We start from the raw sequence: 20,766 nt of genomic DNA on the forward strand, positions 1-20,766 counted from the left end.
CGGCAACCGCGGCTCGCTCCCCCTCGGCGCCGTGTTGCGGGGTCCGGTATCCAACTGCGCTGGTTGTTGGGCCCCTCCGGGTGTGGGCGCGTGCGCGGGCGGGGCAGGGTCGCAGGCGGGATCGGGCCGGTCTGTCGGCAGGGATGTGGGAGCGGGGTGCGCTGGTGGGGTGGGACTGGTGGACGGTGGAGTTCGGGGACGCGCACGCGGGCGCGGCGGGAGTCCTGGTCGGCGGCAGTGAGCCGGGGCCGGTGTACTTCGATGTCGGGAGTGGCCCGGACGTGCCCTCTAGGACGCACTGGTCGGCCTACGACGGCAGGGGCGGCCGCCCGCGCGCCGAGGCGCTCCGGGCGGTGTGTGCGCCGTTGAGTGCCCGCTGGACTGGGACGCGCTCGGCGACCGGCCGTTGTGAGAGGCGGACGTCGACCTGACCGGGCCGCTGGCGGACTGGAACGCGCACCTGTCCCTCGTCCGCGACAGGGCGGTACCGCTGCCCGAGCCGCTGGCCGCCCTCCTGGTCGAGATCACCGAGCAGCTGACCGCCACGGCCGAGGACGCGCCGCTGGCCGCGCTGCGCGCCGTCGGCATGCTGGAGCGGATCGCCGCCCGCGTCGGGCGGGAGGCGGCCGGTGCGCTGTGTGACGGCGGCGTGTCCGCCGAGGCGGTGGCGACTGGGCTCGGGATCACCCGCTCCAAGGCCTTGGTGTTCCTTCTGGCTGCGCGGGACTGATGACAGCACCCGGCTGGCGTCGGGCTTCCGCGGTTCCGGGCGAGGGGTGTGAGGCCTGCCGTCAGGGCGGGAAGCGTGTGCGGATCACGGACTTGCGGGCGAAGAATTCCGCAGAACGGCTGTTACTTGATCGACTGGTCCGGTCGGGTGAGGCGGGGAAGGAGTGCGCCCGGTGGTGGGCCGGAGCGCGCCGACCCTGATGCCCGGTTTGCGGTACGGGTGGGTGTAGCGGTCAGTGAATGTCAGGGGCACGTTCAGGCGGAATGCGTGCATCCGGCAGGCGACTGTGACGGATATGTCCATGTCCGGTAACCAGCGTCGGCGGGGGCTGCCGTGGGGGTCGTGTCGGGTCGAGAGTGGGGCCCTCGGCTCACTTCGGGCCGTCTCCGAGAGTGCCTCTGCCACCTGTTTCGCCTGGTGAGGCACTGTTCTTGAGGGAGCGTCACCCATGTCTTCTGCTTCTTCCTCCGTACGCCGTATCGCCGCCACCGTCCTGGCCGCCGGTGCGATCGTCTCCGCCGCCGCGCTGCCGGCGGCCGCGCACGACGGTGACCGTCACAACCAGCAGCGGCCGCGGGTGGAGATCAGCCGGGTCCAGGCCGACAGCCCCGGACGCGACGACCGCTCCAACCGGTCCCTGAACGCGGAATGGGTGGAGATCACCAACACCACCCGCAACCCGATCAGCCTCCGCGGCTGGACGCTGCGTGACAGCGATGGCAACCGCTACCGCTTCGACAACGTCCGCATCGGCGGCCGCGCCACCATCCGCATTCACACCGGCAACGGCCACGACACCCGCACCGACCTCTTCCAGGACCGCCGCGACTACGTCTGGGACAACCGCTCCGACACCGCCACCCTGCGCGACGACCGCGGCCACACGGTCGACACCGAGTCCTGGGGCCGACGCCACCACTGACCGGTGTCAAGGTGTCGGCGGCCGCCTGGACGGCGGGCGACCGCCGGCACCGCACCTAAAGGGGGACCGCCGCAAGCCCCTCACCTCATCCTCGTGGTTCGGGAACCGGTGGTGGAGATCAGCGCCAACACCGCCATCGACCGAGGGGCCCGGCGCCACCCCGCAACGCTTCGCACTGCTGCGCCTGGGCGACACTGTGGCCGACGTGCTGGGTTCGGGGAGGGCGTACAGTCCTCCAGCGGCTGGCCTGCGCAGCCTGTGATGGCGCGGGGCCGGTTGGGTGCTGCCGTAACCGTGCGGCTGCTGAATCGTTTATCCATATCGTCGCGTCAGATGCACAACCGCTCCCCCCTCTTGCGGTGCCGCGACCGTGGCCCCGGGACGCCCCCCTGTCCCGGGGTCCTGCCATGTCTGACGGGAAGGTGCAGGGGTCTGCTGTTGCCGGGCTGTTTTTCCACGGTTTCTCCCCGCATGTCTGTGACCGCTGGGATGTCGGTGGGTAAAGCTGGAAGGTCTTGCCCGTGTCGGCACTGCTGGAGCAGTAGATGGAACCCACGTCACAAGCCCGCCCCCTGGCGGACCTGTTCCCTTCACAGGTCGTCTTCTGCGGCTTTTGCCGGGCCAACGCGACCACCGGTGGAGCGCGGACTCTCAGCGCCGAGGGGGAGTTCCTTTCGGTGATGTGGCACGCCCTTGCCTGCCCGCACCACGCAGCCGACCTGATCCTCGCCGGGGACGACTGACGGCACCGCTCCGGCGACCCGCCGCCCGCGAGCAGCTTTGTCCCCGGTCGCCACGACACGGCCGATCGGGGGATGCCGGGTGGGCGAAACGGTTCCGTGTTCAGCCGTCGGGGACATGTACAGCGTGTCCGCTGGCCAGAGCTGACTGTTGCGGCTAAACCACGAATGTTGGGCAGCTCCGCCAGATAGGGGAACTGCACCGAACCAGCCCGGCCGCTCTTCTGCACCCGGGGTCGGATAGATCGGGCTGGTCGGGGTGTCGGCCGTGGCTCAGTGAGCAATTCCCGTGGAATGCATGTTCCGGGCGTGCGTTCGGCAGATGCCCGCCCCTTGAATGCGCCGAAACATCACGCACCGTCCCCCGCCTCCCTTCCCGGCCTTCCGGCAGAGCGCCAGGGTGGTCAGACCCGACGTTGACCACCGGGCTCACAAAGCCCGCCCACACAGGAGGTTTGTGATGGCGCTGACACAGTGGACGAAGGCAATGGAGTGGCTGGCAACCGCCGCCGACGATCCGCAAGCTTACGAGCGCGACTGCCGTCGCAGCGGCGCCGGCATCCATCTCTTAGCTGCCGGACGTCTATGGGACGTGCTGATCGTTCCCGCGTGCCTGGGCCTGCGCGCTGCGGACATGCTCGACGACCTTCCTCGCGTCGGTCCCGGCCCTGTACTGCTTGACGGACGGCGGCGTGAGGTCGGTTTCTTCCTGCCTCCCGACCCTCACGCCACCTGGGTCGGCGACGGCACCCGCCACATCACCCAGGGAGGATGGATCGCCGCCCCTGCCCCTCACTGCCGCTGGGGAGACCTGCGATGGCTTGTACCGCCCGACGGAAGCGGCGCCCTGACGACACCCCGCGCCATGGAGCTCGCCCTGCACCGGGCCACGCGAGAGCTCGTCCGCTGCCACGGCACCCCCACCCACACCGGCCGGTCCCCCCACCGGCGTGCCGACGGCACTTCCACGGCGATCGATAGCACAGGCCGTCGGGACCGGTGACGAGCACAGCCAGGACTGGCAGCCGCTTCGGTGTGGGTGCGGCGAGGGCTTGGACGGCTTCGTCGTGGGTGGCGAACAGGTCGCCGACCGTCAGTCGGAGGTCGGTGGGGTGAGGTGGCGGGAGAGGCGGGCGAGGGAGAACCGGGCGCTGGCGAAGCCGGTTCCCCGGTGACGGAAGTCCTCGGCGATCTCGGGACGGCCCTGGCGCCGGTGTAGTCGATGTCAGTGACGGCCTGCGCGTCGAGGGCAGGTTCACGCGTGCACTCCGGGGAACAGCTTCCGGAACAGTCCGTGCGTGGCGTCGATGGCCTCGGCGCCGGTGGCCCGCTCCAGGTCGATGGCTGTCACGGGCGTCCCGAGTTCGGCGCCGAGGGCGAAGGCGGTCGCGAAGAGGGCCTTGGCGTGGCTGCCGAGCGGTGCGTCCAGCGGTACCAGTGACTCGTGCAGCGGGGGTACGGGCTGCGGGCTCACCTCCGGCCAGTCCTCCTGCGGGCGCGGAGCATCGAGAGTGAAAACGTCGGTGAAGGTGGCCGCAGCCGCGTCCCGCTCGGTCAGCGGAGGCCCCAGATTCCACCGCTCGCGCAGCGTCGCCAGTACGGAGGTGTTCCAGTGCCCCCGGGTGACGACCGTGCGCTCGGGGATCCAGGCCGAGACGGCGATCGTCGGGACGCGTACGCCGAGGCGGTCGAAGCGGAAGCCGAGCTGCCCGGCCGGGGCGCCCGCGGTGGGCGCGGGCGCGGGGCCGGGCGGTACGTGGTCGTAGGTGCCGCCGTGCTCGTCGAACGTCACCAGCAGCGTCGTGTTCAGATGATTCGACCCCTGCGCGGACGACGACGAGCGAACCGCCTCGTACACGCGCGCGAGCAGGTCCTCACCGCCCAGCACGCTGGACGGCGGGTCCCACACCAGTCCGGGCGCCGAGGACCAGAACGGCGGGTGCATGTCGTTGTGCGCCCAGCCGATGATCTGCGGCTCGATGAAGGAGTACCGGGGCAGTACGCCGGCTTGTGCGTCTTCGAAGAAGCGTGTGGTGGAGGAGAAGTGGGTGGCGAACTTCTCCCGCAGCCGTGCGGCGTGGATGAGTCCGGTCAGGGAGTAGTGCGACAGCGGGTCGCAGTACACCCGCCAGTCCAGGCCCGCGGCGTCCAGGCGGTCGAAGAGCGTCTCGGCCGTGTTCTGACGCAGGAAGTCGCCGCCCTCGCCCATGTTCACCACCAGCCCGGAGGCGGTGGCGGCGTGGAAGAAGGAGCGGTTGGTGAACGTCTGTGACGGCACGTCGCAGAACCAGTGGTCGAAGGCGGCGAACCCCTTCGCAAGCGCCGAGACGACCGGCACCTGTGCGGGGGTGTAGCCGGCCATGATCTGCCGGTACTCCTGGTAGAACGGCTGGCGCCCGGTGGCCGCCCACCAGGTGTGGATGTAGTCGGTGACGAACCCGTCCATGGTCGGCACCGCACCCGGCGCGGGCGCGTTGTAGGGCGCGCTGAACCCCTTGGCACCGGGCCGGCCGAGGACGTTGAACAGCTGGGTGTTGATGTGGGGGTACTCCTCGCCCGGATCCAGGCTCGGAGTGTTCATCGACGTGGCGACGCCGTACGGCACGCTGCCGCGCTCAGCGCCGTCCTCGGCCCACTCCGGGATCGGGTTCGACAGCTCCTTGCCCAGCACCCCCTCGAACGAGGCCACCTCACCCGGCTCGTACAACCGGCCCAGCAGGTTGTCGAACGACCGGTTCTCGAACATCAGCACCACGACATGGTCCAGCGCGTTCTCCGGCCCGACCGCCACAACCATCACCCGCAATCGAGTAGCCCGCCGCGCCGGATCCGACGCCGAACCGGGTCCCATCTCCAAGCCCCGACACCAGGCATGCCCCGCGCACCGGACCAGGGGCGGGCGCAACACAAACCCGGCCGCTCCCGCCGCTACACGGAGATCAATCCGCTACAGGCCGACGACGTCCGCACCGGTACAGGCCGAGGAACTACGCATATTGCACCCATATGTGCAGGCTATGCACTTTATGGGTGTCGGTCCTGTAGGCGCGGGACTTGCCCGCAAGGGCGCGCGTAGCTCCAGACGTTGCGGCGCTGCGGCCCCGCGCTTGCCTCGGACCCTGCACGGCCGGCATTCAGCAGGCCCCAGCCGCCGCTCAATACCGCGCGTTTCGAATGACGCTCCCCGCCAGCTGGCGCCAGTTCGTGGACCGCACAACGGCGCGAGGCGTACGCGAACGACCTGGGCCAGCTGTCCTCGCTGGTGGCGGTGACGGCGCGTTCGAATCGGCAGAAGGCGGATCAGGATCCGGCGCAGTGGCTTCCGCCGTCGCCGGAGGCGCTGTGCCGGTACGGGGCGGAGTGGACGGCGACGAAGCTGCGGTGGGGTCTGGCGGTCGATGAGGCTGAGCAGGACCGGCTGTACGACATCGCGGCCGGCTGCGGTGACACCGAAGTGGAGTTCACCCCCGCCCCGTAGGCAGGGCTCGCAGCGCCGAGGGCCGCCACCCTGAGGGTGACGGCCCTTTGGTCTGCCTTGGGTGAGGTGGTGGTGGGAGGCCGCCCGGTCCCTGCTGCCCGGGCGGCATAGGGGTTTCCTTTGACCTGCCTCTGGCTTGTCGGTCAGGGGAGGGCGATGGCGCGGGGTGGTCGGGCGGTCTCTGCGGGCCATGAGTCGGGGGTGGTCGGGGTGTTTGTGGTGTGGGTGGCTGTGGTGGTGAGGAGGCGGGCGAGGAGGAGGCCGGCGGAGGCTTCGCTGAGGGCCTTGGCGGTGCGGCGCAGGCGCTGGTGCTGGCCGGTGGGCAGGGCAAGTGCGACGCAGGTGGCGTCGCTGCCGGGAAGGGTGAGGGAGAACGCGGCGCAGACGTTTTGGTGGGAGTACTCGAGGAGGTCGAACTGGGCTGCGTTCGGGCCGTGGCTGTCGAGGTTGTCGAAGAGGGTCCGGGGGTCGGTGATGGTGCGCCCGGTGAGGGGGATGGGCTGGTAGCGGGTCAGGTGTTCCATGCGGGCTTCGAAGTCGAGGTCGGCCAGGAGGGCTTTGCCGACGGCGCTGGCGTGGGCGGTGTCGGTGAACGCGGCTCCGACGCGGACCGGTGGTGCGCTCTGGCTGTGGGAGGACTGCAGGATGGTGATCTCTCCGCTGGTGTAGGTGCTGAGGTAGACGGCGGCGCCGAGGTGGTCGCGCAGGCCGTCGAGGGTCTGTTGCATCAGCTGTTCGTGCTGTTCGGGGCGGCCGGCCATTTCCATGACGGGTCCGGGCAGGTGGGCGCCGGCGATGGTTTCGACGAGGTACTGGGCGCGCAGCCAGTGCAGCAGCCAGGCCGTGGAGGTCACGGACATGCCGGTGCGCCGGGCGAGGTCGCGGGTGGTGATTCCTCCGGAGCTTTGGATGTGGTGGAGCAGGTCACGGGCCCGGATGGCTGCTGCCTGCTGCTGGGGTGGCTGTGCGGGCAGGATCCGGGAGCGGGCCATGTCGGTCAGGACTGCCGGTCGCAGGGAGTTCGCCGACCACCACGGCTCCTTGCCCAGGTTCCAGCCCTGCACAACATCGGGGCGGGCGGCTGCCGCTGCCTGGGCCGCCGCGGCGGCCAGGTGGGCTGCGGGGTCGGGCAGGGGCAGGATCAGCGCGCCGCTCTGCGTCCCGTCCACCGCGGTCAGGTGCGGCCGCCCGTCACCAAGTTCGGGTTCGGGCCGGGTGTCGCCAGCCGGATGGTCGGGGGTGGGGAAGGCGGGTGGGGGCACGAGCACGAGATGCGGCCCGCGCCGCCCGTCCGCCGGTCCGGCCTGCGAGTGCGGTGCCGCCCTGCGCGGCAACGTCCACCCGCACGAGGACAACATCAGCCATGCACACGCACCCGCCCTCCTCGTTCCGTGGACTCCTTGGTGCGCGGGGCCGTGCGGTCTTGCGGCCGGTGAAGCGTTGCTGGCACAGCTGCACCAGGACGACCAGCGCGTGTGCCGCGCTTACGGCGGCCGGGACATGCCCGATCCAATCCAAGGACGCCGTCATGTTCAGTGGTTCTCCATCTATCCGGGTGGGACACGGTCGGCGTGAACGCGTCCTCGCCCCCCAGACGAACCCCAAGGCACACTTCTCCCCCCACAGCCCCCCGATTCACCCATGCGAGTGAATGTCATGCCCGTCCCGCCTGGTGCGTCGGGATCTGCTCGCATGCTCCGCTGCGTGCTGCGGGGTCGTGCCTGACTGCCGTCGGGCAGTGCAGAACCGGCCAGAGTGTTGAGAGCGAACCGCCGCTGCACGCCCGCGCTGTGCGGCAGCTGCGCCAGCACCACCACCCTGCGGTCAATGCCGCGAGCGCGCTCGCGCAACTGCCGACCCGCCTTCCCGCCCAGGCGATGGTGCAACGGCGCGCTGATTTGCTAGGGCCCATCGGGGGGTGGCCGCCAGGACGGGTACGGAACAAGTGGTGCCACGGTCAACTGGCCATGGCGAAGATGCCAATGAAGAAGGCCATGTAGAGCAGCAGGAGCGCACCGGCTACGGCCGCCACGATGAGGACCGCCTTCATCACTTTTTCTAGGGCCCGATGGTCGCGGGCGGGTCGCACAGGAACCTCGGGACAACGCTCGTTATCAGTCACGGAACCATCCTGCTGATCGCGGTGGCGGCAGGCTATCCGTAGAAGTACTCACGTGCGACGGTCGTCTCCGACGCTCCGCCTGGCCAGGTAGGAATCGACATGGCCATAAACGGCCGATGTGACTCAGTAGGTCTGGTGGTAGAGCGCGGCAACGGCAGGGCTGGTGACGCCGTGCGCGGCGCGGCACAGCTCCGTCATGTCCGCGGCCCCCGCCCTTGGGGCTCGTACAGGACGATGCGGTGCGGGCGTACGGCTCGGCCGCTTCACCTTCCTGTCGACGGTCACGCATTTCCCCACGATCTACATGATCGGCGTCACGCAATTCCCCACCCCCACGGTCACGCTTCCCCATGGGGATGGCGGTTGCGAGGGGATGCCCAACGGCAGGGCCCGAGCTCGCCTCTCCTTGCCGTTCACATGAACGGCAGGTCGACCGGCGGCCATGGGTAGCCCAGTTGCTCGGCATCATGGGAACCTCCCCAGACCTCAGCGGTGGCACGGGGATCGCCAGCGGTCAGCTGTGCTTCAAGGCGCTCGGCCTGGTCCGATGGGTCGTCCGCGGAGATCGGGAGAGTCATCCCGAACTGGATCCAGGGCAGATCCGTGTCGGGCCCGTTAGGGGGGTGCATCAGGATGACGTGGATTCGGTCGGGTTGCTTGCGGGAGGCCCAGACGTCTTGCAACTCGCACTCCCACCGGAGGAGCCAGTCCCCGCGTCCACTCAGCCCCGCCTCAAGCAGCCGCGGTCCCCAGGACATGTCGGCCCTGCCGACGCAGTGGCACCGCGTCGGCCATGAGTGTCATCGCTGACTTATGTCAGCGATGACACCGGGTGGGGCGATGATGGACGTATCTCGGCCGACGCGTCAACGGCTGGGACGGCTTTCCCCGGCTGGACCAGTCACACGTTGATCTGGGATGTGCACTCCGGCAGCTGACTCCGCCAGGGAGGGTTCGGACCGGCGACGGAGCAGGTCAGAGCCGCGACGTGGGCGGCGAACAGGCAGGCTTCCGCCACCTCGTCCAGGCGGAGACCTGCCAGTCGGCCCCCCAGGAGGCCACGTGCGCCCAGGTGGTGCAGCAGACCCGCCGTGAAGGAGTCACCGGCCCCGACCGTGTCGACGACCCGTGTCGTCACGGCGGGCACGTGCATCCGCTCGCCGTTCAGCGAGACAAGAGCGCCATCTGCGCCACGCGTGACCACGACGAGCGGTGCGCCGGCGGCGTGCCAGACATCGCATGCCTGCTCGAGGGGTGTTTCCGGCAGGAGGAGCCTGAGGTCTTCCTCGCTCAGCCGCAGTATGTCCGCGAGGTCGCACCAGTGCCGCAGTTTCGCGCGGTAGGTCTCCAGATGCACCAGCAGCGGCCGGACATTGGGGTCGATACTGATGGTGGCTTGGGACGAGGCCGTTTCAAGGAACTCCTCTACCGCTGCCGCCCCGGGATCCCGGATCAGGGCGAGCGAGCCCGTGTGCAGGCATGCGGTGGAGGACAGGTCCACACCGGCCAGTTCGGCGCTCGACCACTGCCAGTCGGCCGTGCTCTGCGCGTGGAACGAATACGCGGCCTGGCCCTGAGCGTCCAGCTCCGCCACCGCCAACGTGCTCGGCTCCGAAGCCACGACGGCGTGCGACAGGTCTACCCCTGAAGCCTCCAAGTGGGCCCGGAACAGCCGGCCGAACACATCCTGGGACAGCCGCGCGAGGAAGCGGGAGGGAGTGCCCAGACGAGCCAGGGCCACGGCCGTGTTCGCCGGTCCACCACCCGGCAGAACATGCAGGTCGAGCTCATTCGGAGCGCTTGCGGGCCGGACGAACGCGTCCGCGACGCATTCGCCCAAGACAGTGATCTGACGCGAACTCATGGACTGCTCTTCTCTGACGAACGGACGGGCAAACCGAGTACGCCGCGCCGCGGGCGTTGCTTCTCCGGGCGAACGACGACCGGGAACGTTGCCGATCTGTAACAGCGGTAAGGCATTGACGTGTCGGGCAGACGGAGTCCATCATCCTCGGCAAGCAGTGTCAACGATGACATAAGTCAACGATGACATCACGGGACGGCATGCTTCGATGCCGGCCAGCCGCACGCGATCCGCAGGAGCCGTACATGCCTCGCACCATCCGCCCGACCCCCTCCCTGATCAGATCCGCCGCGTGCCTGGGCATCGCGGCTCTTACCCTGACGGCCTGCGGATCCGGTTCCACGGGCGACGGATCGGGCAGCGTCAAGGTCGGTCTGATCACGAAGACCGATACCAACCCGTTCTTCGTGAAGATGAAGGAGGGTGCGGAGAAGGCCGCCAAGGACAGCGGTGCACAACTGATCACCTCGGCCGGCAAGTTCGACGGGGACAACGCCGGGCAGGTCACCGCGATCGAGAACATGGTCGCCGCAGGGGTGAAGGGCATCCTGATCACTCCCAGCGACTCCAAGGCCATCGTGCCTGCCCTGGACAAGGCCCGCGCCAAGGGGATTCTGGTCATCGCCCTGGACTCCCCGACCGACCCCCAGCGCGCGGTCGACGCCCTCTTCGCCACCGACAACTTCCGGGCCGGGGAGTTGATCGGCGCCTACGCCAAGGCCTCGATGAAGGGCAAGGCGGCCAAGATCGCCACCCTCGACCTGGCGCCGGGCGTCGCCGTCGGGGTCCAGCGGCACGACGGCTTCCTCAAGGGCTTCGGCATCGGCGAGAAGGACCCGGCGATCGTCTGCTCCCAGGACACCGGAGGCGACCAGGCAAAGGGCCAGACCGCCATGGAGAACTGTCTGCAGAAGGCGCCCGACATCAACGTCGTCTACACCATCAACGAGCCGGCCGCGCTCGGCGCGTACACCGCGCTGAAGGCCAAGGGCATGGAGAGGGACGTCCTGATCGTCTCCGTCGACGGCGGCTGCACCGGGACACAGGCGGTCAAGGACGGCAAGATCGCCGCTACCTCCCAGCAGTACCCGTTGACGATGGCCGCCCAAGGTGTCGGGGCCGTCGTGAAGTACGCCGAGGACGGCAAGAAGGCGACCGGTTACACCGACACCGGCGTCAGCCTGATCACCGGCACGCCACAGGAGGGGGTCGCGTCGAAGGACACCGCCTACGGCCTGGACAACTGCTGGGGCTGAGGCGCCCGACTCCCGAGCAGTCGGCTTGTGAAACCCGATTGCGGGGTGGCCGGCCCTGCCCCGATCGGGGACGGCCGCCCCCGTCTGTCCTCCCCCGAGGACTTCTGCTTTTCCGACAAGGACTTCGTATGACAGCCACTATCGCGCCGTACGCCGAGCTCAAAACGCCGACCCCGGCCCGCAGGCTCCTCGCCGCTCCGACCACCGGCCCTCTGGCCGCTCTCCTCCTCGCCTGTGTCGTCTTCTCCCTGTCGACGGACCAGTTCCTCACGGGCGGGAACTTCTCGCTGATCGTGCAGCAGGTCATGGTCGTCGGCACTCTCGCCATCGGCCAGACCCTGATCATCCTCACGGCTGGCATCGACCTGTCGTGCGGTGCCGTGATGGCTTTCGGCAGCATCGTGATCGCCAAGATGGCGGCCGAGGGCACTCTGCCCCCGCTCCTCGCCATCACCATGGGCCTGGTCGTCTGCGGCGGCTTCGGACTTCTCAACGGGCTTCTGGTGCAGAAGATCCCGCTGCCGCCGTTCATCGTGACGCTGGGCATGCTCAACGTGGCGTTCGCCCTGACGCACATCTACTCCGAAGAGCAGACCGTCACCAGCCTGCCGGGTCCGCTGACCGCCCTGGGTGAGACCTTCCCGCTCGGCCGCACGGACATCACCTACGGCTCGCTGGTCACCATCGTCCTCTTCCTGCTCCTGGCCTACGCCCTCAGCAGCACCGGATGGGGCCGGCATGTCTACGCCTTGGGCAACAGCCAGGAAAGCGCACGCCTCAACGGCATCCGCACTTCCCGTCTGACCATCGGCATCTACACCGTGGCCGGCGTGCTGTACGGCCTCGCCGCCCTGCTGCTTATCTCCCGCACTGGGGTGGGCGACCCGCAGGCAGGACAGACCGAGAACCTCGACAGCATCACCGCCGTGGTCCTCGGCGGTACCAGCCTCTTCGGTGGGCGTGGTTCGGTCCTGGGCACCTTCATCGGTGTCCTCATCGTCGGTGTCTTCCGCAACGGCCTCCAACTGATGGGTGTGGCCTCCATCTACCAGACCCTGATCACCGGGATCCTCGTCATCCTCGCGGTGACCGTCGACCAGATGTCCCGGAGGAAGGCCCGATGACCACCACCGCCCCCACCCCTGTTCTCCAGGCCCGCGGTCTGGTCAAGCGCTACGGGCAGGTCACCGCCATCGACGGCGCCGACTTCGACCTGATGCCCGGCGAGGTCCTCGCGGTCATCGGCGACAACGGAGCCGGCAAGACCAGCCTGATCAAGGCTCTCACCGGTGCGGTGGCACCGGACGCGGGCGACATACGCCTCAACGGCGAACTCATCCAGTTCACAGGGCCGCAGAGCGCGCGCGCCAACGGCATCGAAACCGTCTACCAGGACCTGGCGGTGGCCGCCTCGATGGACATCGCCTCGAACATGTTCCTAGGACGTGAACTGCGCCGGCCCGGCGTCCTCGGCAGTGTCTTCCGCATGCTGGACAAGAAGCGCATGCGTCAGGAGGCCGCGGAGCACATGGCCGACCTCAAGATCGGACTGCGCTCGCTCACGCAGGCGGTCGAGACTCTCTCCGGCGGGCAGCGGCAAGCCGTGGCCGTCGCACGTGCCGTCGCCTGGGCGCGGAGCGTCGTCGTCATGGACGAGCCCACCGCCGCTCTCGGCGTCAAGGAATCGGGACAGGTCCTCGACCTGATCCGCCGGGTCCGCGACAAGGGCATGCCCGTCATCCTGATCAGCCACAACATGCCGCACGTCTTCGAGATCGCCGACCGGATCCACGTCCACCGGCTGGGCCGGCGGGCTGCTGTGATCAAGCCCTCCGACTACAGCATGGCCGAAGTCGTCGCCATCATGACCGGCGCGCTGACCCTCGATGAGACCGGAGGTACTGTCGTAGCGGATTCCGAGGCCGCCAAGGCAGCAGGAGTCCAGGCCACCTGACATCCGACGAAGACCCTCACAGGTTCCGGCCGAGGCCGCGGCCGGAACCGACGAGCACAGGGAGACCTCCGCTTCATGGCAGCGAACCGCCGCCCCACCCTGGCCGACGTCGCCCGCGAAGTCGGCGTCAGCGCAAAGACGGTTTCCCGGGTGCTCAACGAGGACGGACCTGCCTCGGCCCGGACCAGGGAACAGGTTCTCGCCGCCGTGGCCAAACTCGGCTTCCAGCCGAACCTCATGGCCCGGAACATTCGTGTCGGAGGACCCGACACGACCATCGGGCTCGTCGTACCCGACCTCGGAAACCCCTTCTTCGGAGCGGTGGCCGGCGGCATCGAGGACGTCGTGCGAGACCGCGGTCTGACCCTGCTCATGGGGTCCTCCGCGGACGAACCCGCACGCGAAAGGGGACTAACCGACAAGTTCCTCGCCCGTCGTATCAGTATCCTGATGGTCATCCCGTCCGTCGGCGCCGACCACTCCCACCTGCGGAGCCAGCGCAGCACGGGGCTGCCCGTCGTCTTCATCGACCGGCCGGGAGCCGGGCTGACCACGGACAGCGTCGTCAGTTCCAACCTCGCGGGGGCACACGAGGGTGTCGCACACCTGATCGCCCACGGCCACCGTCGCATCGGCTTCGTCGGCGACCTCCCCACCAACCTCTACACCCGCCGTGAACGCCTGGCCGGATACCGCTCGGCCTTGGCGGAAGCCGGCATCCCCCACGACCGTTCGCTGGTCGTCAACGCCCACGACCAGCACGGCGCCTCCGTCTGCACCTCCCGTCTACTGGAGTCGACGAATCCCCCCACCGCTCTGTTCGCCGGCAACAACATCGTCGCGCTGGGAGTGGTCGCCGAACTGGCCCGCATCAAGCGGAAAGACATCGCCGTCGTCGCCTTCGACGACGTGCCACTCGCCGAAGCGCTCGAACCCGCCCTGACCGTCGTAGCCCAGCACCCGGAAGAGATCGGCCGCAAGGCAGCGGAGACCGCCCTGGCACGCCTGGACGGCGACCGCTCCCGCGCCCGCACCATCACCGTCCCCACCCGGCTGATCGTACGAGGATCGGGAGAACTCGCAGCTTTGTAGGCGCCGCTTGAACAGCCCGTCTACGGCGGCCCCTACGCCCGCGCGGCAGCCCTGGTCCACACGCTCGGCCGCTGCCGCTGGCTGGAACGCTCCAACCTCACGGTCGCCTGCGCGACCGCAGTGATGTACCTGACCGCGAGCGGCATCCCCGTCGACCCCGGCCGCGACCAGCTCACCGCACTCGCCCAAGAGCTCTACGACCCCCGCACCGCCACCGCCCGAATCACCGAACTCCTGCGCACCTGGCGATAGGCGTACGCACCGTGCAGCCGGCGGCCCCCGGGCAGCCGCGCGGCCGAAGCGCTGGATACGACGAAAGGGCCCGGATCCTTGAGGATCCGGGCCCTTCAACCTTCAGTAGCGGGGACAGGATTTGAACCTGCGACCTCTGGATTATGAGCCCAGCGAGCTACCGAACTGCTCCACCCCGCGTCGGTAAACCTCACCTTACGGCACCGCAGGACCACCCGTTTACCAGCTTTGCCCTGCTCAAGGGCCTGGCTGCCCGGCAACGGTGATGAGTCGGATGTCCATCTGGTCGGCTCGTGCGGCGAGGACGCGTCTCACGGTGCGCATGGTGGCGGGGCCTCACGCGATGGTTCCTCCCCGCCGCGGGCCCAGGTGAGGTCTCCTCATCCAGCTGTGGAGGGCGGTGGCGATGCCCCGGAGCATGCCCGTCCCTGCCCCCACCTGCAGCCTGACGAGCTCTCCCCTTGCGGGCCGGGGCCTCGCTCCGTCCCTGGGACATTCCCCTATCCACTGGAGGGCATGGGGATGGGCGCTATCCATGGTGGGTCAACGGGCGGCAGGTCAAAGGGAGACGGACAGTCGGCAGCGCCCTCCTCGCAGCCCGCCGATCTGCAGAGCTGCCCGAACAACACCTTCCCAGATCGTCCCGGACCTGCAGGAGTTCAGGCCGTGTGCTGGTTGTCCGACCCGCTTCCTGCTCCACTAGGTGGAGCGCAATTTTCCGCAAGCAGAGCGATGCTGGAGGCGGTTATGGCATTACGGTTCATCGGAATCGATCCCAACTCCGACACCGGGCAGTGCCCAACGGTGTGGGTCGACGAGGCGACAGCGGACGTGGTCATCCAAGGCTGGAAGGCCGACCAGGCGCTGCTCGACGAGTGTCTGGAGACCGGTGCGATCCCTGACACCGAAGGTGTTGTACGGATTCCGGCGCGGATGGTGACGATGCTGAGGGAGGCATGTGATGCCGCAGAGCGACGTGCCGGCCTTTGACGTCCTGCTGGACGGCGCCGAGCACTCAGCCCTCCACCTGGAGATGCGCGACGGCTACGGGGTCGCGGCGGAGTCCGCCGGCTTCGCCCAGTGGCTTGCCACCGGAGAGCGGAACCTCGACCCGGACTCCGAGTACTGGGCATTTTGGACCGGCCTGGTACGGCGCACCGTCGCCCGCGGCGTCACCGTACGCCGGGCCCGGATCGTCTCCGAGCCGCTGTCGGACTACTCCAAGTACAGCCACGCCGGCGCGGTTGTGAACATCGCGGCGGGCGAGGAGATCCGCTACCTGCCCCGCCGCCACGCCTCCGACATCGCCCTGCCCGGCAACGACTTCTGGCTGATCGACGGCCGCCTCATCCGCTGGAACCACTTCACCGGCAACGGCACCCCCGCCGGCGGCGAAATGTCGGATGACCCCACCGTCGCCGCACTGTGCGCGGCCGCGTTCACCGCGGTGTGGGAACGCGCCGTCCCATACGAGGATTACAAGCCCTGACCGCCCACATGACCTCGCCCCTGTCCAGTGCCCAGGCCGCCCGCACCGCCCTCGCCACCCGGCTGCGGCACCTCCGCCTGGACGCGGGCCTGGCCGGCCAACAACTCTCCCAGGCGTGCGGCTGGCACCCGGCGAAGACCTCCCGCATCGAACACGGCCACGCCGTCCCCTCCGACACCGACATCCGCGCCTGGTGCACGGCCTGCGGCGCCGACGGCCAGGCCGAGGACCTCATCGCCGCGGCCCGCAGCGCCACCTCCATGTACGTGGAGTGGAAGCGCCTGAACCGGGCCGGGCTCGCCAGCCTGCAACGCGAGATCGTCCCCCTCGTCGAGCGCACCCGCCAATTCCGCGTCTACTGCTCCCACGTCGTCCCCGGCCTCCTCCAGACCCACGCCTACGCGGCCGCCGTCATCGCCGCCTACGGCACGTTCCACAACGCCACCGACGACGCCGAAGCCGCGGCGGCGGCCCGGCTGAAACGCTCCCGCGTCCTGCACAAGCGCGGCCGGCAGTTCGCCTTCCTCATCGAAGAATCCGTCCTCCACTCCCGCATCGTGGAACCCGACACCACCGCAGCCCAGCTCGACCACCTCCTCGAACTCACCGCCCTGCCGCAGATCTCCATCGGCATCATCGCCACTCGGGCACCACGCCCGCTCTGGTCGATGGAGTCCTTCACCATCTACGACGACGCCCAGGTCGGCATCGAGCTGCTCTCCGCCCGCGTCACCATCACGGCACCCGGAGAGATCGCGACCTACGAGCGGGCCTTCGCCGACCTCGCCGCCCACGCCGTCCACGGCGACGGCGCCCGAGCCCTGATCCGCCGAGCCGCCGCCCACCGGTGAAACTCCGCAATTTTCCGCAAGAACATTGAGCGGCCCCCGCCCGGATCCCTAGCCTCAAGAGTGTTGGGATTCCACCAGCGGCACGGAGGCCCCTGATGAACGCACCCACCAACACCCCGAAGCCGACCCGCTGGAACCTGGCCCAGCCCGGATACGGCATCCCCTCACCAGAGCTCCTTGCCCGCTCCGATCAGGGACTCGCACGCTTCCTCGGCCACACCGACGAAGACCACGACGAAAACGGACGCGAGGACGGCGGCGCCGGGTGAGCGCACACCTGCTTCCGCACCCGCTCCTGGGCCACCGCGTCCGTGACATCGCCTCCGGCACCGTCGGCAAGCTGACCGTCGTGGTCCGCGAGGAGATCCCCATGCACCGGGGGAGCTGCCAAGCCGACCTCGCCTACATCAGCCCAGAAGCTGGCGGCCAGGACCTCCCGACGGCCGTCGGCGACATCGAGGCCACCGGATCCTCCTGACCAACCCCGCCACCTGACCTCGAGCCGATCCCACCAGATCGAACCGAGCGGCAGGGCACCACCATGAGCACCGCCAACGCCGAACTGCACCGCTTCCTCACCATCACCGGCCAGCGACTCAAGGACGGCCAAACCTCGCCGGAGATGTTCTGCCCGGCCGTGGACGCCCTCGGGCACGAGCTGCCGACTCCGAGTGGGAGTTGTTGGCTCCGCTGATACCGAGTGCCGGCAGAGGCCGGCCTCGGGCGGAGGACCGCCGGGTCGTCAACGGGATGGTCTACAAGATCCGGACCGGGGTTTCCTGGCGTGACCTGCCGGAACGCTACGGCCCCTGGAAGTCGGTCTACACCCGCTTCCGCCGCTACGCGATCGACGGCGTGTTCACCCAGGCCCTGCAACAGATCCAGGCCCAGGCCGACGCCGCCGGTGACATCGACTGGCTGGTCCAGATCGACTCCACCATCGTCCGCGCCCACCAGCACTCCGCCGCCACCGGCCGAAAAGGGGGAAGCATCGCACGGACGAACCGGACGATCACGTCCTCGGCCGATCCCGAGGAGGCCTGACCAGCAAAATCCACCTCGCCTGCGACGGCCGCGGCCGGCCGCTGGCCATACTGCTCACCCCGGGGCAACGACACGACGGTGTCTGCGCATGGCCTTTGCTCGAACGCATCCGAGTACCCCGCATCGGCCTGGGGCGGCCCCGCTGCCGACCGGACCACGTGATCGCCGACAAGGCCTACAGTTCACGTGGATTCCGTGCCTACCTGCGACGACTCATCTGGTCGGCAAGGTGATCCGAAGGAAACGGCCTAGATAGCTCGTCGTGATCAGCGGCTACAGCAGGACCACGACGGTCCGCTGCCGGTCCGGCAGCGCGGCTGTTCTTCCGACAACGGCTGAAGGGGGGAGACCCGTGTCGTCGAGACGGATTCTCCGAATGAACCAGCGGGTGATGAGCGCGGCCCGGGGCTGGCCGCGCGCTCTCATCCTCGCGCTGACCGTGACCCTCACCGCGGCCTCGCCCGTCGCCGCGGCGGGGCTCTCCGAACCCCGTCCCAGCGCCCCGCCGACGGCCAGCAGTTCCTCGAAGCAGGCCGTCGAGGGGCAGGAGAGGCGGGTCAAGCCGGACGGGGTGGTGGACACGCGGAAGCGGCCCAAGCCGCGGCGCGGCGCCAGGCAGGAGGCCGAGTCGCAGAGGCCGGCCCCGAAGTTCGCGCGGTCGCGGTCGCGGTCGCGGTCGCGGTCGCAGTCGCTGGCGCCGACCCGGCCGGTGACGACCGGTGGTCTGATCCCGAAGGCGGCGTCGGGCATCGTGTCCTCCCCGAAGGCTGTGCCGTCCGCGGCCGTTCTCGAGCGCCTGAAGACGTTCCCGACGCTGGGGAACGTGAACGGTCGTATCCCGTCGGACGCGCAGTTCGCGGTGGGGCCGACGTACATCATCGAGATGATCAACCAGAGCGCCCAGATCTACGACAAGGCCGGCAACACCGTCGGCAGCAGCTTCGACTTGGGCACGTTCTTCGGTTCCGGCACCGGCCTGTGGTGGGAGTCGGACCAGGCCCTCGCCAAGCGGTTCCGCAAGGGCGGCGACGCCTGACGGAGAAGACCTCGGGGAGGCCTTCTCCGTCAGATGGGGTGCTCAGACTCCGGCCGCCGTCAGCATGGCCGGACGTGGTACACGGGGTTGTAGTCGTAGTTCCAGTTGTGCTGCTCGGGTCCGGCCAACGGGTAGATGGTCGAGCCGTTGCTGCGCATGAACCGGGCCCACGTGTTGCCGGTCTGGCGGCTGTACCACCCGCCGATCCCGTTCCAGTTGTACAGGTTGTACGTGGTGCAGTGCGGCAGCTCGAAATGGACACCGCCGAGCGGCTTCGTGTAGATGCAGATCGCGCCCACGGGGCAGGGCACGTCCGCGGAGTAGGAGGGCAGCCAGCCCTCCTGCGGCCCCCACACACTGGCGCTTTCATTGTCGCCGGTGGCGGTGGCGGAGGCCGACCCGGTCAGCCCCGTGGTCGTCAGCGCGAGTGCCGCCGCGGCCACCGCGACCGCGGTGCGGGTGCTTCGAAACTTCATGGTGACTCCCTCGAACGGATTGGGGGTTCAGGCGGTGGCGCAGGTGGGGACGCCGGCCATCCAGGCGTCTCCCTTGAGGTAGATGTTGGTGATCCATCCGCCCAGGTCGGGCAGGTAGGACCAGGCGTCGTTGGTGACGCCTTCGGCTGTGATGGATTGGGCGTGCATCTGGCAGGAGATCAGCACGCTGGTGCCGCCGGTGATCGTGGTGACCACGGCCGCGCCGGTGTTCGGCTGGGTCCGGATGTTCAGGGTGCCGCCCCAGGTGGCGTGTCCGATACTGCCGCCGGTCGAGCCTCCGGAGTCCCCGCAGGTGGGTACCCCGGTCATCCAGGCCGGCCCCTTGAGGTAGATGTTGGTGATCCAGCCGCCCAGTTCGGGGAGGTAGGACCAGGCGTCGTTGGTGACGCCTTCGGCGCTGATCGACTGCGCGTGCATCTGGCAGGAGATGACCACGCTGGTGCCGCCCGCGATGGTGGTCACCACGGCCGCCCCGGTGTTGGGCTGCGCCCGGACGTTGAGCGAATCGCCCCAGGTGGCGTGTCCGATGCCGCTTCCTCCACCACCCGCGTCCGGAACGGGTACGTCACGACAGGACGGCACGTCGGTCATCCAGGCCGGACCTCTGAGGTAGATATTGGTGATCCACCCGTGCAGGGCCGGGAGGTAAGACCAGGCGTCGTTGGTGACTCCCTCCGCCGTGATCGACTGGGCGTGCGCCTGGCAGCCGATGAAGACGCTGGTGCCGCCCGCGATGGTGGTCACCACGGCCGCCCCGGTGTTGGGCTGCGCCCGGACGTTCAGCGTGTCGCCCCACGTGGCGTGCTGGATCTGGCCGGTGTCCCCGCCCCCGCCGCCAGGGTCGGGAGCCTTGGACTGCATCCGCAGGGCGCCCGCGTAGTCGTTCTTGGAGCCCCAGCGGAAGTCCGAGACCATGATCTTGGTGTCGGACTCCTTCGCCTCGACCATCAGTCCCGCTCCGAGGTAGATGGCGACGTGGTGGATCGCTCCAGGCTTGCCCCAGAAGAGGATGTCCCCCGGCAGCAGCGGGGCGGTGCCCGCGGCCGCGCCGAAGCGGGTCGAGCCCGGCGGGTAGAGGCCGTAGAGGTTGTTCGTCAGGCCGGGGGAGCCGGCGATGTCGTAGTCGTAGGCCTGCGCCAGGGCCCAGCGCACCAGGCCCGAGCAGTCGAATCCCGTCCGGAACGGATCGTTCTCGGAGCGGAGGGGATCGGACCAGTCGATCGCTCCCTTGGTCATGCCCGGCTTCGCGCCGTGCCCGCCGGTCCAGACGTACCAGATGTCGGAGTCGGCCACGGCGCACGCGGCCCGGACGGTCTCCGCGGCGATCTCCGAAATGTCGTCCTCGTGTTCGCGGGGCTGGCACAACCCCGCGGCGTGAGCCGGTGCGGCGAGTGCCGTCGACGTCACGACGCCCCCCAGCACGGCCAGCAAGGCCGCCA

24 protein-coding genes, 1 tRNA gene and 2 pseudogenes are annotated in these 20,766 nt (G+C 69.1%); 18 read left to right on the plus strand and 9 right to left on the minus strand.

Annotated elements, in window-relative coordinates; translation table 11 throughout:
- Window positions 1-307 precede the first annotated feature (307 nt).
- Window positions 308-739 carry a hypothetical protein gene (locus OHA89_RS38645; RefSeq protein WP_266616971.1) on the minus strand — a complete coding sequence of 144 codons (432 nt, stop codon included), beginning with the start codon at window positions 737-739 and terminating at the stop codon, window positions 308-310.
- Between the two features lie 439 nt (window positions 740-1,178).
- On the opposite strand from OHA89_RS38645, the gene OHA89_RS38650 reads away from it, so the two are divergent.
- The 3 genes from OHA89_RS38650 (at window position 1,179) to OHA89_RS38660 (ending at window position 3,395) form a co-directional block, all read left to right on the plus strand.
- Window positions 1,179-1,652 carry a lamin tail domain-containing protein gene (locus OHA89_RS38650; RefSeq protein ID WP_406368228.1) on the plus strand — a complete coding sequence of 158 codons (474 nt, stop codon included), beginning with the start codon at window positions 1,179-1,181 and terminating at the stop codon, window positions 1,650-1,652.
- A gap of 545 nt (window positions 1,653-2,197) precedes the next feature.
- Window positions 2,198-2,395, plus strand: a complete 198-nt coding sequence (locus OHA89_RS38655; protein WP_266616968.1) for a hypothetical protein — start codon at window positions 2,198-2,200, stop codon at window positions 2,393-2,395.
- Window positions 2,396-2,852: 457 nt separating this feature from the next.
- Window positions 2,853-3,395, plus strand: a complete 543-nt coding sequence (locus OHA89_RS38660; RefSeq protein ID WP_266616966.1) for a hypothetical protein — start codon at window positions 2,853-2,855, stop codon at window positions 3,393-3,395.
- A 252-nt stretch (window positions 3,396-3,647) separates the two neighbouring features.
- On the opposite strand, the gene OHA89_RS38665 is transcribed toward OHA89_RS38660, so the two are convergent.
- A complete protein-coding gene (locus OHA89_RS38665) occupies window positions 3,648-5,189 on the minus strand; it encodes an alkaline phosphatase family protein (RefSeq protein ID WP_406368231.1) in 1,542 nt (513 codons plus the stop codon).
- Between the two features lie 393 nt (window positions 5,190-5,582).
- Between OHA89_RS38665 and OHA89_RS38670 the strand changes: the two are divergent.
- Window positions 5,583-5,870 (plus strand): annotated as a pseudogene (locus OHA89_RS38670) (HNH endonuclease); the annotation flags it as partial.
- 143 nt (window positions 5,871-6,013) lie between these two features.
- Here OHA89_RS38670 and OHA89_RS38675 read toward each other — a convergent pair.
- The 3 genes from OHA89_RS38675 to OHA89_RS38685 all read right to left on the minus strand — a co-directional run bounded on the left by OHA89_RS38675 (window position 6,014) and on the right by OHA89_RS38685 (window position 9,856).
- Window positions 6,014-7,132, minus strand: coding sequence for an IclR family transcriptional regulator C-terminal domain-containing protein (locus OHA89_RS38675; protein ID WP_266616962.1), 1,119 nt, complete (start codon window positions 7,130-7,132; stop codon window positions 6,014-6,016).
- A gap of 695 nt (window positions 7,133-7,827) precedes the next feature.
- A complete protein-coding gene (locus OHA89_RS38680; RefSeq protein ID WP_266616960.1) occupies window positions 7,828-7,992 on the minus strand; it encodes a hypothetical protein in 165 nt (54 codons plus the stop codon).
- A 901-nt stretch (window positions 7,993-8,893) separates the two neighbouring features.
- Entirely contained in the window at window positions 8,894-9,856 is a 963-nt protein-coding gene (locus tag OHA89_RS38685) for a carbohydrate kinase (RefSeq protein WP_406368234.1), read from the minus strand.
- Window positions 9,857-10,101: 245 nt separating this feature from the next.
- Between OHA89_RS38685 and OHA89_RS38690 the strand changes: the two genes are divergently transcribed.
- From OHA89_RS38690 to OHA89_RS38710, 5 genes and pseudogenes are all read left to right on the plus strand, one after another.
- Window positions 10,102-11,112, plus strand: coding sequence for a sugar ABC transporter substrate-binding protein (locus OHA89_RS38690; protein ID WP_257552051.1), 1,011 nt, complete (start codon window positions 10,102-10,104; stop codon window positions 11,110-11,112).
- A 128-nt stretch (window positions 11,113-11,240) separates the two neighbouring features.
- On the plus strand, window positions 11,241-12,236 hold the full coding sequence (locus OHA89_RS38695; protein WP_257552050.1) for an ABC transporter permease: 996 nt from the start codon (window positions 11,241-11,243) through the stop codon (window positions 12,234-12,236).
- On the plus strand, window positions 12,233-13,066 hold the full coding sequence (locus tag OHA89_RS38700) for an ATP-binding cassette domain-containing protein (protein ID WP_257552049.1): 834 nt from the start codon (window positions 12,233-12,235) through the stop codon (window positions 13,064-13,066). The genes OHA89_RS38695 and OHA89_RS38700 overlap by 4 nt, the downstream gene beginning before the upstream one ends.
- Before the next feature lie 75 nt (window positions 13,067-13,141).
- Window positions 13,142-14,158 carry a LacI family DNA-binding transcriptional regulator gene (locus OHA89_RS38705; RefSeq protein ID WP_257552048.1) on the plus strand — a complete coding sequence of 339 codons (1,017 nt, stop codon included), beginning with the start codon at window positions 13,142-13,144 and terminating at the stop codon, window positions 14,156-14,158.
- A gap of 6 nt (window positions 14,159-14,164) precedes the next feature.
- Window positions 14,165-14,410 (plus strand): annotated as a pseudogene (locus tag OHA89_RS38710) (fic family toxin-antitoxin system, toxin component); the annotation flags it as partial.
- A gap of 106 nt (window positions 14,411-14,516) precedes the next feature.
- On the opposite strand, the gene OHA89_RS38715 reads toward OHA89_RS38710, so the two are convergent.
- Window positions 14,517-14,590: transfer RNA gene (locus OHA89_RS38715), tRNA-Met, on the minus strand.
- A gap of 567 nt (window positions 14,591-15,157) precedes the next feature.
- Here OHA89_RS38715 and OHA89_RS38720 point away from each other — a divergent pair.
- The 8 genes from OHA89_RS38720 to OHA89_RS38755 all read left to right on the plus strand — a co-directional run bounded on the left by OHA89_RS38720 (window position 15,158) and on the right by OHA89_RS38755 (window position 18,027).
- Window positions 15,158-15,400 (plus strand): hypothetical protein, encoded by a 243-nt coding sequence (locus OHA89_RS38720; RefSeq protein WP_257559178.1) that lies wholly within the window; start codon window positions 15,158-15,160, stop codon window positions 15,398-15,400.
- The gene (locus OHA89_RS38725; RefSeq protein WP_257552047.1) at window positions 15,372-15,899 is read left to right on the plus strand and encodes a DUF6879 family protein; all 528 of its coding nucleotides are present in this window, start codon (window positions 15,372-15,374) and stop codon (window positions 15,897-15,899) included. The genes OHA89_RS38720 and OHA89_RS38725 overlap by 29 nt, the downstream gene beginning before the upstream one ends.
- Before the next feature lie 8 nt (window positions 15,900-15,907).
- Entirely contained in the window at window positions 15,908-16,750 is an 843-nt protein-coding gene (locus OHA89_RS38730; protein ID WP_257552046.1) for a helix-turn-helix domain-containing protein, read from the plus strand.
- Between the two features lie 95 nt (window positions 16,751-16,845).
- Window positions 16,846-17,019, plus strand: a complete 174-nt coding sequence (locus OHA89_RS38735) for a hypothetical protein (RefSeq protein ID WP_406368238.1) — start codon at window positions 16,846-16,848, stop codon at window positions 17,017-17,019.
- On the plus strand, window positions 17,016-17,228 hold the full coding sequence (locus OHA89_RS38740) for a hypothetical protein (protein ID WP_257552044.1): 213 nt from the start codon (window positions 17,016-17,018) through the stop codon (window positions 17,226-17,228). Before OHA89_RS38735 ends, OHA89_RS38740 begins: the two co-directional genes overlap by 4 nt.
- Before the next feature lie 63 nt (window positions 17,229-17,291).
- Window positions 17,292-17,444 carry a hypothetical protein gene (locus OHA89_RS38745; protein WP_257552043.1) on the plus strand — a complete coding sequence of 51 codons (153 nt, stop codon included), beginning with the start codon at window positions 17,292-17,294 and terminating at the stop codon, window positions 17,442-17,444.
- The gene (locus OHA89_RS38750; RefSeq protein ID WP_406368241.1) at window positions 17,432-17,794 is read left to right on the plus strand and encodes a transposase; all 363 of its coding nucleotides are present in this window, start codon (window positions 17,432-17,434) and stop codon (window positions 17,792-17,794) included. The genes OHA89_RS38745 and OHA89_RS38750 overlap by 13 nt, the downstream gene beginning before the upstream one ends.
- A gap of 8 nt (window positions 17,795-17,802) precedes the next feature.
- Window positions 17,803-18,027 (plus strand): transposase, encoded by a 225-nt coding sequence (locus OHA89_RS38755; protein WP_406368764.1) that lies wholly within the window; start codon window positions 17,803-17,805, stop codon window positions 18,025-18,027.
- A 40-nt stretch (window positions 18,028-18,067) separates the two neighbouring features.
- Here OHA89_RS38755 and OHA89_RS38760 read toward each other — a convergent pair whose 3' ends face one another.
- Window positions 18,068-18,544, minus strand: a complete 477-nt coding sequence (locus OHA89_RS38760; protein ID WP_406368243.1) for a hypothetical protein — start codon at window positions 18,542-18,544, stop codon at window positions 18,068-18,070.
- Window positions 18,545-18,617: 73 nt separating this feature from the next.
- Between OHA89_RS38760 and OHA89_RS38765 the strand changes: the two genes are divergently transcribed.
- Complete coding sequence (locus OHA89_RS38765) at window positions 18,618-18,830, plus strand: hypothetical protein (protein WP_406368245.1); 213 nt, start codon at window positions 18,618-18,620, stop codon at window positions 18,828-18,830.
- Between the two features lie 59 nt (window positions 18,831-18,889).
- On the opposite strand, the gene OHA89_RS38770 is transcribed toward OHA89_RS38765, so the two are convergent.
- Window positions 18,890-19,306, minus strand: coding sequence for a hypothetical protein (locus OHA89_RS38770; RefSeq protein ID WP_406368247.1), 417 nt, complete (start codon window positions 19,304-19,306; stop codon window positions 18,890-18,892).
- 27 nt (window positions 19,307-19,333) lie between these two features.
- Complete coding sequence (locus OHA89_RS38775; protein WP_406368249.1) at window positions 19,334-20,734, minus strand: NlpC/P60 family protein; 1,401 nt, start codon at window positions 20,732-20,734, stop codon at window positions 19,334-19,336.
- Between the last annotated feature and the right edge of the window lie 32 nt (window positions 20,735-20,766).

Origin of the sequence: Streptomyces sp. NBC_01546 (assembly GCF_045208355.1) — a bacterium.
Taxonomy (GTDB): domain Bacteria; phylum Actinomycetota; class Actinomycetes; order Streptomycetales; family Streptomycetaceae; genus Streptomyces.